Annotated in this window: 10 protein-coding genes and 2 pseudogenes; 7 read left to right on the top strand and 5 right to left on the bottom strand. The window is 71.3% G+C overall.

Translation table 11 applies throughout. The features are described from left to right. The first annotated feature begins 100 nt into the window (after nt 1–100). Nucleotides 101–475, top strand: a complete 375-nt coding sequence (locus ABZW18_RS16570) for a hypothetical protein (protein ID WP_356187824.1) — start codon at nt 101–103, stop codon at nt 473–475. Nucleotides 476–584: 109 nt separating this feature from the next. Here ABZW18_RS16570 and ABZW18_RS16565 read toward each other — a convergent pair whose 3' ends face one another. From ABZW18_RS16565 to ABZW18_RS16555, 3 genes are all read right to left on the bottom strand, one after another. After that, a complete protein-coding gene (locus ABZW18_RS16565) occupies nt 585–1,550 on the bottom strand; it encodes a hypothetical protein (protein WP_356187880.1) in 966 nt (321 codons plus the stop codon). Nucleotides 1,551–1,970: 420 nt separating this feature from the next. After that, entirely contained in the window at nt 1,971–3,191 is a 1,221-nt protein-coding gene (locus ABZW18_RS16560) for an acetyl-CoA C-acetyltransferase (RefSeq protein WP_356187822.1), read from the bottom strand. A gap of 499 nt (nt 3,192–3,690) precedes the next feature. After that, nucleotides 3,691–4,728: an SGNH/GDSL hydrolase family protein gene (locus tag ABZW18_RS16555; protein WP_356187820.1), complete on the bottom strand. Its 1,038-nt coding sequence runs from the start codon at nt 4,726–4,728 to the stop codon at nt 3,691–3,693. A gap of 182 nt (nt 4,729–4,910) precedes the next feature. Between ABZW18_RS16555 and ABZW18_RS16550 the strand changes: the two genes are divergently transcribed. The 3 genes from ABZW18_RS16550 to ABZW18_RS16540 all read left to right on the top strand — a co-directional run bounded on the left by ABZW18_RS16550 (nt 4,911) and on the right by ABZW18_RS16540 (nt 10,001). Further along, nucleotides 4,911–6,296 (top strand): cystathionine beta-synthase, encoded by a 1,386-nt coding sequence (locus tag ABZW18_RS16550; protein ID WP_356187818.1) that lies wholly within the window; start codon nt 4,911–4,913, stop codon nt 6,294–6,296. A gap of 677 nt (nt 6,297–6,973) precedes the next feature. Beyond that, nucleotides 6,974–8,380, top strand: coding sequence for an acyl-CoA synthetase (locus ABZW18_RS16545; protein WP_356187816.1), 1,407 nt, complete (start codon nt 6,974–6,976; stop codon nt 8,378–8,380). Between the two features lie 142 nt (nt 8,381–8,522). Beyond that, nucleotides 8,523–10,001: a glutamate--cysteine ligase gene (locus ABZW18_RS16540; protein WP_356187814.1), complete on the top strand. Its 1,479-nt coding sequence runs from the start codon at nt 8,523–8,525 to the stop codon at nt 9,999–10,001. 94 nt (nt 10,002–10,095) lie between these two features. Here the strand turns inward: ABZW18_RS16540 and ABZW18_RS16535 are convergent, their stop codons facing one another. Further along, a complete protein-coding gene (locus ABZW18_RS16535; protein ID WP_356187878.1) occupies nt 10,096–10,266 on the bottom strand; it encodes an ATP-binding cassette domain-containing protein in 171 nt (56 codons plus the stop codon). A gap of 139 nt (nt 10,267–10,405) precedes the next feature. Here ABZW18_RS16535 and ABZW18_RS16530 point away from each other — a divergent pair. The 3 genes and pseudogenes from ABZW18_RS16530 to ABZW18_RS16520 all read left to right on the top strand — a co-directional run. Further along, nucleotides 10,406–10,639: pseudogene (locus ABZW18_RS16530) on the top strand (aromatic amino acid lyase); the annotation flags it as partial. Nucleotides 10,640–10,723: 84 nt separating this feature from the next. Further along, nucleotides 10,724–10,981: pseudogene (locus ABZW18_RS16525) on the top strand (histidine ammonia-lyase); the annotation flags it as partial. 149 nt (nt 10,982–11,130) lie between these two features. Then, nucleotides 11,131–11,991, top strand: a complete 861-nt coding sequence (locus tag ABZW18_RS16520) for a MurR/RpiR family transcriptional regulator (protein ID WP_356187876.1) — start codon at nt 11,131–11,133, stop codon at nt 11,989–11,991. Between the two features lie 389 nt (nt 11,992–12,380). Here the strand turns inward: ABZW18_RS16520 and ABZW18_RS16515 are convergent, their stop codons facing one another. Further along, nucleotides 12,381–13,757: an APC family permease gene (locus ABZW18_RS16515; protein ID WP_356187812.1), complete on the bottom strand. Its 1,377-nt coding sequence runs from the start codon at nt 13,755–13,757 to the stop codon at nt 12,381–12,383. Nucleotides 13,758–13,777 lie beyond the last annotated feature (20 nt).

Genomic DNA, 13,777 nt, shown 5'->3' with positions numbered 1-13,777 from the left:
AGCTGGTCCATTTGCGTGGTCCAGGTGTGGTCCTTCACGCCACCGTGCCTGACTGTTTGCCTGTTGGCAACAGGCAGGGGGCGACACATAGGCTCACCGCGTGCTTGATGTGACGCCCTTGGTGGCAGCCGTGGATCATCTCGCCGACCGGTTGCGGTCGGCGCCGCAGAGCCGCTTGCAGCGGGGCCTGGCGGACGAGGGGCTGTCGCTGGCACGCGAGTTGGCGCTGCGTGCACAGCGCATCGAATTCCCGGGCCGGGAGCCGCTGGCGATGCCCGAGGTGGGGATGTTCGCGGTGGCGGACCAGGTCGCGGTGGCGGGCCACGATCTGGCGGAGGCCCTGCGCTCGGCCGTCGGTTCTGCCGGTTCCGGCGGAGTGCCGGAGGCGTCGGCCGGGCGCCCCGAATCGGCCGGTGCGGAACTCGCGGACGCAGTGGCACTGGTGGAGGCCGCGACCAAGCGGTGCGGTCTCTGAACAAGCCGAACGAGGGACGGCCATTTTCAGCCGTTCACGGTCGTTCTCGGCTGTTCTCGATTGTTCGTGGTTCTTCCTGGTCGTTGCCGGCTGTTTCCGGACACGACGGTCAGAGTGAGGCGATGACCCGGTCGGCCAGGATGTAGACGCTCTCCTCGCCATAGGCGAAGGTCAGGGCGTAGGCACCGGAGATGCCGGAGCCGCCCAGCAGTACGGGCGCCGTTCCGGCGCGCAGCGCCTCGGCTAGCTGCCCGGCCGTCTCGCCGTGGCCCGGGGTCATGCAGATCGTCGTGCCGTCGGCGAAGACGTACACATCGAGCGTGCCGAGCGGCCCGGGGCGCACATCGGTGAGCGGCGTGGCGGCCGCGGCCAGCTCCTGGAGCCGGCTCACGGTCCGCTCGTGGTCGGCCACGACTGGTGCCGACCGGGCGAAATCGGGGTGCGAGGGGTGTCGGCGGCGGGCTGCGGCCAGCTCCGGCGACTCCGCGGGCGCCTCCTGGGCCGCCTCGGCCGGAGCGGGCTCCGTGGCGCCGTCGACGGCCTTCGGGACGTCGAGCGGCTCCAGAGACTGCAGGGAGTCCAGAGACTGCAGGGAGTCCAGGGGCTGCAGAGAGTCCAGAGGCTCCATTGAGTCCGAGATGTCGAGTGCGTCGAGAGAGTCCGTGACGTCCAGCGCGTCGAGGGAGTTGAGCGCGTCGGCGCCCAGCAGCGGTTCCAGGCCCCCGAAGTCGGCCTGGCGGGGCAGGTAGATCGAGGCCTCCTCGCCGAGGCCGTTCAGACCGCCCAGCAGCGACGGCCCATCGCCGACTCCCCGGGCCTCCTGGGCGGCCCAGAAAGCACGGGCCTCCGCCAGCTCCCGCTCCCGCTCCTCGGCGAGTGCGTCGGCGACGGCGGCCCGTATCTCCTCGGTGGGCGCGGTACGGGCAGCGGGCACCGAGGCGGTGACCGTACGGCCCGGGGCGGCGATCTCGGCACGCAGGGCGATGAGCTGCTTCCGCAGCCCATGAGCAGCGTGCATAGCCGCTGCGCCCACAGCCGTCGCGGTGGCAGCGGCCAGCAGCAGGGCAAGGGACATGGGGCTCACTGACGTACTCTCCCGGTTCGAACGGATCCCCCGAATTCCTACCTCAGCTTGGGGCCCAGCGCTTCCCGATGTCATTACGCAGTGGCCGAATCGGGCCGGAGCGAGGCCTCGGAGGTCGCCCCCTTGGCCATCCTGACCTGCGAAAACAGCTCTCCCCCAGGACAAACATCACATCCTGGGGGAGATTCGGTCACGACCAGGTGGTCAGCTCGGCTCAGCCACTCCGGTTTTTTGGTCGCGTTCCGCTTCGCTTCCGCTGCGGGCAGGTGCCGCCCTCGTGCCTCGGGCGACCCCTACCCTCCGCTACAGCTCAGCTCAGCCGCTCCCAGTTTTTGGTCGCGTTCCGCTTCGCTTCCGCTGCGGGCAGGTGCCGCCCTCGTGCCTCGGGCGACCCCTACCCTCCGCTACAGCTCAGCTCAGCCGCTCCAGGACCATTGCCATGCCCTGGCCGCCGCCGACGCACATCGTCTCCAGGCCGAACTGCTTGTCGTGGAACTGCAGCGAGTTGATCAGCGTGCCGGTGATCCGGGCGCCCGTCATGCCGAACGGGTGGCCGACCGCGATCGCGCCGCCGTTGACGTTGAGCTTGTCGAGGTCGATGCCCAGGTCGCGGTAGGACGGGATGACCTGCGCGGCGAACGCCTCGTTGATCTCGGCCAGGTCGATGTCGCCGATGGTCATCCCGGCGCGGGCCAGGGCCCGCTTGGACGCCTCGACCGGGCCGAGACCCATGATCTCGGGGGAGAGGCCGGAGACGCCGGTGGACACGATCCGGGCCAGCGGGGTCAGCCCCAGCTCGCGCGCCTTGGTGTCGGACATGATGACCAGCGCTGCCGCGCCGTCGTTCAGCGGGCAGCAGTTGCCGGCGGTGACCAGGCCGTCGGGGCGGAAGACCGGCTTGAGGCCCTGGACGCCCTCGAGGGTGACGCCCGCGCGAGGGCCGTCGTCCTTGCTGACGACCGTTCCGTCCGGGGTGGTCACCGGGGTGATCTCGCGCTCCCAGAAGCCGTTCTTGATGGCCTCCTCGGCGAGATTCTGGGACCGCACCCCGAACTCGTCCATGTCCTGGCGGGTGACGCCCTTGGTGCGGGCCAGGTTCTCGGCGGTCTGGCCCATCGCGATGTACGGGTCGGGGATCAGACCGTCCTCGCGCGGGTCGTGCCAGTCGGCGCCCTCCTGCTCGGCACGGGCGGCGGTACGCGCCTGGGCCTCGGCGAACAGCGGGTTGTAGGTGTCCGGCAGGGTGTCCGAGTTGCCCTTGACGCTGCGCGACACGGTCTCGACACCGGCCGAGATGAAGACATCGCCCTCGCCCGCCTTGATGGCGTGCAGCGCCATCCGCGTGGTCTGGAGGGACGAGGAACAGTAGCGGGTGACGGTGCAGCCCGGGAGATGGTCCATGCCCATCTGCACGGCCACGATCCGGCCCAGGTTGTGGCCCTGCTCACCGCCGGGCAGGCCACAGCCGAGCATCAGGTCTTCGATATCGCGCGGGTCGAGCTCGGGGACCTTGGCGAGCGCGGCCTGGATGATTCCGGCGGTCAGGTCGTCCGGGCGGACATCCTTGAGGGAACCCTTGAAGGCCCGTCCGATCGGTGAGCGGGCGGCAGAGACGATCACGGCTTCGGGCATCACGGCTCCATGGGGCGAGTAAGCAGGACTGACTTGGAAGTTACCCGGCCGTACCGTCGAGGTCACGGCCTGTGTGCTGTGATGCGGACCTCTTTTCTAAGCGCTCGCTCAGTCCTCGCGGAGTGGCTCGCTCCGGGCAGAGTCCCGGGCCACGTTCCGGGCCGCGGCCCCGGGTCACGCGGGCGTGGGTGCGCCGGCCGCGTGCCTCCATGACCGCGGCGTACCCGCTGGCCGCCGCGCGAACCGGACGAAGGGACGCCGGCGCTCGGCGGGCGCCCCAGGCGGGTCGGCCTGCGACGGCGAAGAGCCCGTCCGCAGCTCTCGCAGCGCTCTCGGAGTCCGCACACCCGCAGTGCCCGCAAGTGCCGCAGTGCTCGCAGCGCTCTCGGAGTCCGCCACACCCGCAGTGCCCGCGCGTGCGCAGCGCCCGCAGCGATCACGGTGGGTACCGCTCGCCGATCGCGCCGGGCCCGCCGCCCGCCGGGGCCTGTGGTGGCCGCTATCGCTTCGGGGCCCGGACCGTGGCCGAGGAGGACGCTGCCGCCTCGTTCGCCGGGAGCCGCCGACGGCGCCGGTGCTTGAGGAGGACCCAGGGGCCGCGGATACCCACGGGAGCCGCCGTGGCGACCTCCGTGCCGCCCTCCGAGGCCGCCTGGGCCGCCGCCTCGGCGACCGGGAGGATGCCCTCGCGCCGGGAGGCGTCCGGACGCTCCTCCTCCGGCCACAGGCCCAGCACGGCGCACAGCGTCGGCAGTACGGCCATCGCGGCCGTCGCGTACCCCTCGGCCGAAGGGTGGTAGTTGTCCGGGCCGAACAGCTCACGCGGATTCGCCTCGAATTCCGGCCCCAGGAGAGCGCCGAGCGACACCGTACGGCCGCCCTGCTCGACCGCTCCGATGGTCTGCGCGGCCGCCAGCTGCCGGCTCATCCGCCGCGCCACCCAGCGCAGTGGCTGGTAGACCGGCTCGATCGTCCCCAGGTCGGGGCAGGTCCCGACGACGACCTCGCAGTTCTTCTCCCGAAGCCGCCGCACCGCGTCCGCCAGCAGCCGCACCGACCGTGCCGGGGGCATCCGGTGCGTCACATCGTTCGCGCCGATCATGATCACGCAGACGTCGGGAACCAGGGTGCGGTCCGCGAGCAGCAAGGTGACCTGTCGCTTCAGGTCGTCGGACTGCGCACCCGGCAGCGCCACCGTACGGAGGTCCACCGGGCGCTCCGCGACCGCCGCCAGACCCGAGGCGAGCAGCGCACCCGGCGTCTGCCGCGGCCGGTGCACGCCCTGGCCCGCCGCCGTCGAGTCACCGGCGAGCGCGAGCCGCAACGGGCGATGTCCCGACCGCCGGTCGAACACCGCCCCGTACCGTCCGTCCGCATTCGGCGGCGCGTCCCCCGAGCCGCCCACGACCCGCCTCGCCAGCTGTACCTCGGTCAGCAGCAGCCCCACCGCCGCCCCGCCCAGCAGCCCGATCCCGCCACCGCCGTACGCCGCCGCGGCCGCGATGCGCCGTGCCACCCTCGCCCTCGACATCGACATGCCTGGCCCGCCTCCCGCTGTAGACCGTGCCACTGGCTTCTTGCCCCGCCCGGCCCGCTGCCCAACGCCCCCGTGCGGCGGGTGGATGCGCAATAGGCTGGCACACACGGGCACGCGCGAGCGGATGCCCGCCCTACCGCGGAGACCCCGCGGAGACCCTCGCCTCTGACCTGGAGAACGTCGTGCAGTATCACGATTCGATGATTGAGCTCGTCGGCAACACCCCGCTGGTGCGGCTCAACAGCGTGACCGAGGGGATCCAGGCGACCGTCCTGGCCAAGGTCGAATACTTCAACCCCGGCGGTTCCGTGAAGGACCGCATCGCCGTCCGGATGATCGAGGCGGCGGAGGCCTCCGGCGCGCTCCAGCCGGGCGGCACCATCGTGGAGCCGACCTCCGGCAACACCGGTGTGGGCCTGGCGATCGTGGCCCAGCAAAAGGGCTACAAGTGCATCTTCGTCTGCCCGGACAAGGTGTCCACCGACAAGATCAATGTACTGCGGGCGTACGGCGCCGAGGTCGTGGTCTGCCCAACTGCAGTGGACCCCGGGCACCCCGACTCGTACTACAACGTCTCGGACCGGCTGGTGCACGAGACGCCGGGCGCCTGGAAGCCCGACCAGTACAGCAACCCGGACAACCCGCGTTCGCACTACGAGTCGACCGGCCCCGAGCTGTGGGAGCAGACCGACGGCCGGATCACTCACTTCGTGGCGGGCGTCGGAACCGGCGGGACGATCAGCGGCACCGGAAAGTACCTGAAGGAGATCTCGGAGGGGCGCGTACGGATCGTGGGCGCCGACCCCGAGGGATCCGTGTACTCCGGCGGCTCCGGGCGGCCGTATCTGATCGAGGGCGTCGGTGAGGACTTCTGGCCGACGGCGTACGACCCCGAGGTGACCGACGAGATCGTCGCGGTCTCCGACAAGGACGCCTTCCAGATGACCCGCCGGCTCGCCAAGGAAGAGGGCCTGCTGGTCGGCGGCTCCTGCGGGATGGCGGTCGTCGCGGCGCTGAAGGTCGCGGAAGGGCTCGGCCCGGACGACGTGGTGGTCGTCCTGCTGCCGGACAGCGGCCGCGGCTACCTCAGCAAGATCTTCAACGACGACTGGATGGCGGACTACGGCTTCCTCGAGGAGGGCGAGCCCAGTGCACGTGTCGCCGATGTCCTCGCGTACAAGCAGGGCGGGCTCCCCTCGCTCGTCCATATGCACCCGGACGAGACGGTGGGCGAGGCGATCGAGGTGCTGCGCGAGTACGACGTTTCGCAGATGCCGATCGTGAAGCCGGGCGCCGGCCACCCGGATGTGATGGCCGCGGAGGTCATCGGCTCGGTCGTGGAACGTGAGTTGCTGGACGCGCTGTTCGCGCAGCGCGCGACGCTCTCGGACCCGCTCGAGAAGCACATGAGCCCGCCGCTGCCGCAGGTCGGGTCCGGCGAGCCGGTCGAGGACCTGATGGCGGTGCTCGGCCGGGCAGACGCGGCGATCGTGCTGGTGGAGGGCAAGCCGACGGGCGTTGTGAGCCGCCAGGACCTGCTGGCCTTCCTGGCCAAGGCCGCCAAATAGGCGCCGGGAAAACGGGCTTGGGGACGGGCTTCGCGTAACTGGTACGCATGCGTCATGCGCGCGCAGCACGGACTTAACACGGATCCGGCACATTGGTGGATGTCGGCAAGGGCACGGAGACAAGTGAACGAACCGACACCGTGTACGGCGCCCAGGACCTCCGGAGCGGCTCCCGGACCTCCATGGTCGCCCGGACGTGGCAAACCGGAACTGACCCGGCCCGCGTCCCTCGCGGGGACCGCCGTCGTCCCGCCCCCGGCTCCCGCCGGGGTGCGGCGGTCCCCGCGCTCACCCCACTGCCGTGCGGCCCGTGACCCCAGGTCACGGGCCGTTCGGCAGGGACGGCGGGCAGCCCTCGCGACACTGGGTTCGGGCGGGCCGGGTGGGCGTACCCGGCATTCGGCACGGACGCGCACACCGTCCCTCCAGCGGCGCCGAGTCAGTCCCCGTCGCTCTCCTGTTTGCGGCGCGTCTTCCGCTGCCAGGGCCGGCGCCGGCCGCGTACACCGCGTTCACGCCGACGATTCCGGCCCAGGTACAGGGTCGGTCGAGTTCCTTCTTCAGCTCGGGATCGTGGGCTGCCATGGTGTTCACGCTACGGTCACGGGCAGAGCCTGTCGGTGGGGCCAGCCCCATGATTGCGAACCGGGAAACGCCCGGAGGAGAAGGAGCGAGCTGTGGCCGCGTCCCTGTTGCCGTACGTCACCGAGCCGCATGGCCGGGACCTCGCCGACGCGCTGACCGTCGCCGGGCGGTCCTGTTCGCGCGAGGAGCTTCTCGGCGCGGCGGGTGCGGTCGCGGGCCGGATCGCCGGGGCCTCCGCTGTCGCGGTGGAGGCGGACGCGTCGCTGGAGACCGTCGTCGCGGTGGTGGGCGGGCTGCTGGCCGGGGTGCCGGTGGTGCCGCTGCCGCCGGATTCGGGGCCCGCCGAGAAGGAGCACATCCTGGGTGACTCGGGGGCCGAGCTGCTGCTGGGCGGCGGGGGCCCGGGGGGCGGTCCCGCGAGCGGCCCTGCTCAGGGCATCGAGGTCGTACCGGTGGACCCGGCGGAGCGTGCGGCCTGGACGAAGCCCGAGCCCGCGCCGGAGGCCACCGCACTGATCCTCTACACCTCGGGAACGACGGGCCGGCCGAAGGGCGCGCTGATCCCGCGCGGGGCCGTCGCCGCCGATCTGGACGCCCTCGCCGAGGCCTGGGAGTGGACGCCGGAGGACACACTCGTCCACGGGCTGCCGCTGTTCCATGTGCACGGACTGGTGCTCGGCGTGCTGGGCGCGCTGCGGGTCGGCAGCCGTGTGGTGCACACCGGCCGGCCTGCCCCGGAGGCGTACGCAGCGGCGGGCGGCAGCCTGTACTTCGGGGTGCCGACGGTGTGGGGCCGGGTGGCGCGGAATGCCGCCGCCGCGCGGGAGTTGAGCAGCGCCCGGCTGCTCGTCTCGGGCAGCGCGCCGCTCCCCGCGCCCGTCTTCCGCGACCTGGAGCTGCTCACCGGGCAGCGGCCCGTCGAGCGGTACGGGATGACGGAGACCCTGATCACCGTGTCCACCCGGGCGGGCGGCGAGCGGCGGCCCGGCTATGTCGGCACGCCGCTGCCCGGCATCCGTACCCGGATCGTCGCCGAGGAGGGTGCCGGGATCGGAGAGCTCCAGCTCACCGGCCCGACCCTGTTCAGCGGATATCTGGGCCGCCCCGAGGCGACGGCGGAGTCGTTCACCGACGACGGCTGGTTCCGTACGGGCGACATAGGGGCCGTCGAGCCGGACGGTATGCACCGCATCGTCGGACGGGCCTCCACCGACATGATCAAGTCCGGTGGTTACCGGATCGGCGCGGGCGAGGTCGAGAACGCGCTGCTGGACCACCCGGCGGTCCAGGAGGCGGCGGTGGTCGGCGCCCCGCACGAGGACCTCGGCCAGGAGATTGTGGCGTATGTCGTCGCCGACGGGGTGACCGAGCGCGAGCTGACCGACTTCGTCGCCGGGCATCTGTCCGTCCACAAGCGCCCGCGCCGGGTGGTCTTCCTGGACGCACTGCCCCGCAACGCCATGGGCAAGCCGCAGAAGCGTCTGCTGCCTCCTGCTTGAGGACGAAGCGCGTGGGTCGGTACGAGGTACCACGAGAGGTGGCGTACGAAGTCGGCGGGAGGGCTCCGGCACTGGCCGGGCCGGGCGTGGCGTGCGACGCTGAGATGCGGGGGCGAGGGCCGAGGAGATCTCGGGAGGCGTGATGGGACGCGACGTCCCGGCGCTCGTGTTCACTCGTGATGACCGCCGCCGGTACCGGAAGAAGATGCAGCGAAGCCTCGACGCGTTCGCCCAGATGCTGCGCGAGGCGCGCTTCGATATCGAACGCCCACAGGTCGGCCTGGAGATCGAGCTGAACCTGGTCGACGCGACCGGCGAGCCGGCCATGCGCAGCACCGAGGTGCTCGAGGCGATCGCCGATCCCGCCTGGTCGACCGAGCTCGGCCGGTTCAATCTGGAGATCAACATCCCTCCGCGCCGGCTGACCGCCGGGGGCCCGGGCGACTGGGAGCAGGAGGTGCGGGACGCCCTCAACCACGCGGAGGAGCGGGCCGCCGCGGTCGGCGCGCACCTGATCATGATCGGCATTCTGCCGACCCTGCGGCAGAGCCATGTGGACGAGAACGCCCTCTCGGAGGATCCGCGCTACCGGCTGCTCAACGAACAGGTGTTTGCCGCGCGCGGGGAGGATCTACGGATCGCGATCGACGGGGTGGAGCGGTTGCGCACCTACGCGGAGACGATCACCCCCGAGGCCGCGTGCACGAGCACGCAGTATCACCTCCAGGTCAGCCCGGAGGCGTTCGCCCCCTACTGGAACGCCGCCCAGCTGATCGCGGGTGTCCAGGTCGCGCTGGCCGCCAATTCGCCCTTCCTGTTCGGCAAGGAGCTGTGGCGGGAGTCGCGCATCCCGCTGTTCGAGCAGGCCACCGATACCCGGGCCGAGGAGCTCAAGGTGCAGGGCGTACGGCCCCGGGTGTGGTTCGGCGAGGGGTGGATCACCTCGGTCTTCGACCTGTTCGAGGAGAACGTCCGCTACTTCCCCGCCCTCCTTCCGCTGTGCGAGGACGAGGACCCGCTGGAGGTGCTGGAAGGCGGCGACATCCCGGAACTGCCCGAACTCACCCTGCACAACGGGACGATCTACCGCTGGAACCGGCCGGTGTACGCGGTCGTCCACGGCAAGCCCCATCTGCGGGTGGAGAACAGGGTGCTGCCGGCCGGCCCGTCGGTCGCCGATGTGGCCGCCAACGGCGCCTTCTACTACGGGCTCGTACGCGCCCTGGCCGAGCAGGAACGGCCGGTGTGGACCCGGATGTCCTTCTCCGCCGCCGAGGACAATCTGCACGCCGCCGCACGGCACGGCATCGACGCCCTCCTCTACTGGCCCGGCATGGGCGAGGTGCCCGCGACGGAACTCGTCCTGCGCCGTCTGCTGCCGCTGGCCCACGAGGGCCTGGAACGCTCCGGCATGGACGCCGCGTGGCGCGAACCGCTGCTCGGCATCATCGAGCAGCGCTGTGTGAGCGGGCGCAACGGCGCGGTGTGGCAGTCGGAGATGTACCACGCGATCGAGGACGCGTCCTACATCGACCACCATGAGGCGCTGCGCCGGATGACGCAGAGGTACATGGAGTACATGCACCTCAACGTCCCCGTGCACACCTGGCCGCTGGACTGACGCGGTCCGGACCGGCGTGGCTGGGGGCTGATGCGGTCCGGACCGGCGTGGCTGCGGGCTGATGCGGTCCGGAAGTGCCGCTGTTCCCGCGGCCCTACTTCTTGTCGAGGCCGTGCTTCGAGACCCACTCGGCGGTGGTGGTCTTGCCGCATCCCGAGGATCCGACGAGGACGGTGATGCCGCCCTCGGGGAGGTCCATCGTGAGCTCGTGGACCGCTGTCGCGCCGTTCGGGAAACGCTTGCTCACCGCGTCGAATTTGATCATCAGCCATCCCTTGCCCGGCCTGTATATGGTCATGCAGAGTTCTTGGTGGCTGAATAGTTGTCAATGCTTCGCGGTGAACCGCAGGTGACTTCCGCCCCGAAGAGCAAGACGGAGTGTCCGGATATGGAGGAGCTTGAGCATGATGTCGTCCCACATGGTGGACAGCTCCACGCCAGTCACTGCCGCTGCACTGGATGGCAGGACGCTCCCGGTGGCCGATGTCGTACGGCTCGCGGAAGGCGCGGTACGGGCCGTACCCGATCCGGAGGCGCTGAAGCGGGTTGAGGAGTCCTGGCGTACCGCGCATGACCTGGCCGTCGGCGGACGGGTCTACGGCCGCAGCACCGGCGTCGGCGCCAACCGGCACGAGGCGGTGCCCTCCTCCGCCGTCGGGCACGGCCTGCGGCCCGGCGTGGTGACGGCGCTGGCCGAGGCCCTGGACTCCGGCGCGCACCCGGAACAGGCCGGCTTCGCCTCACTCGCCGCGCGGCAGAGCCTGCGGGTCGGCGAGCCCTTCCGGCTCGTGCTGGGGTGCGAACTGGTCGCCGCTGTACGGGCGCTGCGCCGGCGCGATCTTCGCCTGGATCCCGAACTGCCGGTCGGGCGGGCCTTCGAGCCGGCTGCGGAAGTCCTGGACCCGGACCTGCGGGACCGGCCGCTGACGGATGATGTGACGGCGGCAGCCGGAATACTCGACCGGTTCACCGGACTGTGAAGCGAACGGTGAGGCCGTGCAGAGCGAAGTGTCAACCGAACTCCCGGTGACGGAAGGGGAGATGGGGCGGTGCGTGCGCGGAGCCGTACGACGGACAGGAGAAGCAGATGAGTGACGCGGGCGCCGACAGCGGGCCGGCCACATCCGGTATGTCCGGCACTTCCGGTACGTCCGGCACATCCAGTGCGTCCACCCGGCTGCAGAAGCTTTTCGAGGGGCACCGGCTGACGCCGACACAGCGGCGGATCGCGCACTGCATGGTGCGGCGGGCGGCGGACGCGCCGTTCCTGTCGAGCGTCGAGCTGGCCGAACTCGCCGGGGTGAGCCAGCCGTCGGTGACCCGCTTCGCGGTCGCCCTCGGCTTCGACGGCTATCCGGCCCTGCGCAGGCACCTGCGGGAGGTCGCGCCGACGGAGCGGAAGGAGGGCGGGGAGGCGCTCAACGAATACCAGCAGGCGGTGCAGGCCGAGATCGAGAATCTGCGGCATCTGGCGGCGGTGCTGGCCGACCCCGAACCGGTGGAGCGGGCGGGCCGGCTGCTGGCCGCCTCCCGGCCGCTGCCGGTCCTCGGGCTGCGTGCCGCGGCAGCGCAGGCGCGTGGCTTCGCGTACTTCGCCGCCAAGGTGCACCCGGATGTACGGCTGCTCGACGAGGGCGGCACGGTGCTCGCCGACCGGATCGACGCGGCGGTGCGCGCGGGCGCGACCGCGCTGCTGTGCTTCGCGCTGCCGCGCCACCCGCGCGAGGTGGTCGAGGCGCTGGACCACGCGCGCGGGGCGGGCCTGACGGTGGTCACCGTGGCCGACAGCGCCTTCGCGCCGGTCGCCAAGCACAGCGATCTGCTGCTGCCCGCGGCCGTCGGCACGGGGCTGGCCTTCGACACGGCGTGCGCGCCGATGCTGCTGGGGCGGGCCTTGCTGGAGGCGATGTGCGACGGCCTGCCGGACGCGCAGGCGCGCCTGGAGGAGTTCGACGCACAGGCGGCGGCGCGGGGCCTGTTCGTGGAGTGAACCGTTCCCGCGCGATGCCTCCACGCGCGGACGGCTGTCCAGTACGGATGCTGGGAGATGCCGAGGTGGACGGCCGTGGGACCCGGCCGGTCGGGCACGGCGGCTCGTGAGTGTGGCGACCCCCCGCAGTGCAGCGTTCGCGGGATGGGGGTCGCCGGGAGTGTGCTGCGGCGACGGAGCGCGCCCCGGGCGCCGGCCCGGCCCGTGGCGCCGTGGCGCCTCAGCCTCGCCGAGCGTGCTGCACGACGGCGCGTCGCTCGCCGCGTGCCCCGGCCCTTCGCCGCCGGGGGATGCACCGGGAGCACGGCACGCGGTGCGGTCCCGGGCGCCGTGGCGGACCCAGGATGCCGGGGCGACCTGTCCGGTCCGGTGCGCCGCACGGCGGCACGTCACTCGCCGCGCGCCCGCAGCACCAGCTTGTTCACCACCCACAGCGCGATGCCGATCGCGAGCAGTACGCCCGCCCGGATGTAGACGTCCGCCGCGCGGTCCGCCAGCGGGCTGGCGAGGATCACGGAGGTGATGGCACCGAGTACGGGCAGCGGCGTCGGGGTGCGGAAGTGGTCATGAGCGACAGGGGACCTGCGCAGTACCAGGACCGCCACGTTGACCACCGCGAAGACACACAGCAGCAGGAAGGCCGTCGTGTCGCCGAGACCCTCGATCTCGCCCGTCGACACCAGCCCCACCGCGATCGCCGTGGTGAAGAGGATGCCGACGACCGGAGTCCGGCGGCGCGGCAGGACGCGCGCCATGGCCCGGGGGAGGATGCGCTCGTTGGCCAGCCCGTAGCAGAGCCGGGAGGCCATCATGATGTTGATCAGCGCGGAGTTGCTGACCGCGAACAGCGCGATCAGCGCGAAGAGCTTCGGCGGGAAGTCGACCCCGCCCGCCTTCACGACCTCCAGCAGCGGCCCGGACGAGCCCTCCAGGACCTTGTAGTCGACGAGGAGCGAGGAGACGAGACCGACCAGGACATAGATCGTGCCGGTGATCGCGACACCGGCGAAGATCGCGCGGGGGAAGGCGCGCACCGGGTCCTTGGTCTCCTCGGCCATGTTGACCGAGTCCTCGAAGCCGACGAAGGCGAAGAAGCCCAGCGCCGTCGCCCCCAGGATGCCGGTGAGCAGGGCGTACCCGGTGCCGCCTGTCTCGATGTCGCCGAGTCGCGACGGTTCGCCGTCACCGGTGACGACGGCCCACGCCCCGATCGCCAGGATGACCAGCAGGCCGGTCAGCTCGACCAGGGTGAACACCACGTTCGTCTTCACGGATTCGGAGACACCGCGCAGCGTGAGCGCGGAGAGCGCGAGGATGAACAGGATGGAGATGAGCGTCGGCGAGATGTCCACGAACTCCTGAAGGTAATCGCCGCTGAATGCGCGGGCGGCCGCGCTCGCCGACGACAGGCCGGAGGACAGCACCATGAAGGCGATGATGAAGGTCAGGAAGGGGACCTTGAACGCCTTCTGGGTGTAGAGCGCGGCCCCGGCGGCTTTCGGGTACTTGCCGACCAGCTCCACGTACGACGCGGCGGTCAGCAGCGCGACGACGAAGCCGATCGTGAACGGCAGCCACAGCGCGCCGCCGATCTTTCCCGCGACGCTGCCGGTGGTGGCGTAGATGCCGGTGCCGAGGATGTCCCCGATGACGAACAGGAGCAGCAGTTTGGGGCCGATGGCTCGCTTGAGCGCTGTGCTCTCCTCGGCCGGGTGTCCATTTCCGGATGAGGAGGGCGAACCTGATGGGGTGTCGGGTGTCTGCATGGGAACTGGCTTCCCCGTTT

Source organism: Streptomyces sp. NPDC004647 (genome assembly GCF_040609575.1).
Lineage (GTDB): Bacteria > Actinomycetota > Actinomycetes > Streptomycetales > Streptomycetaceae > Streptomyces.
Note: the sequence above shows the minus strand (reverse complement) of the source record. Positions and strands in the feature narration are given on the sequence as shown.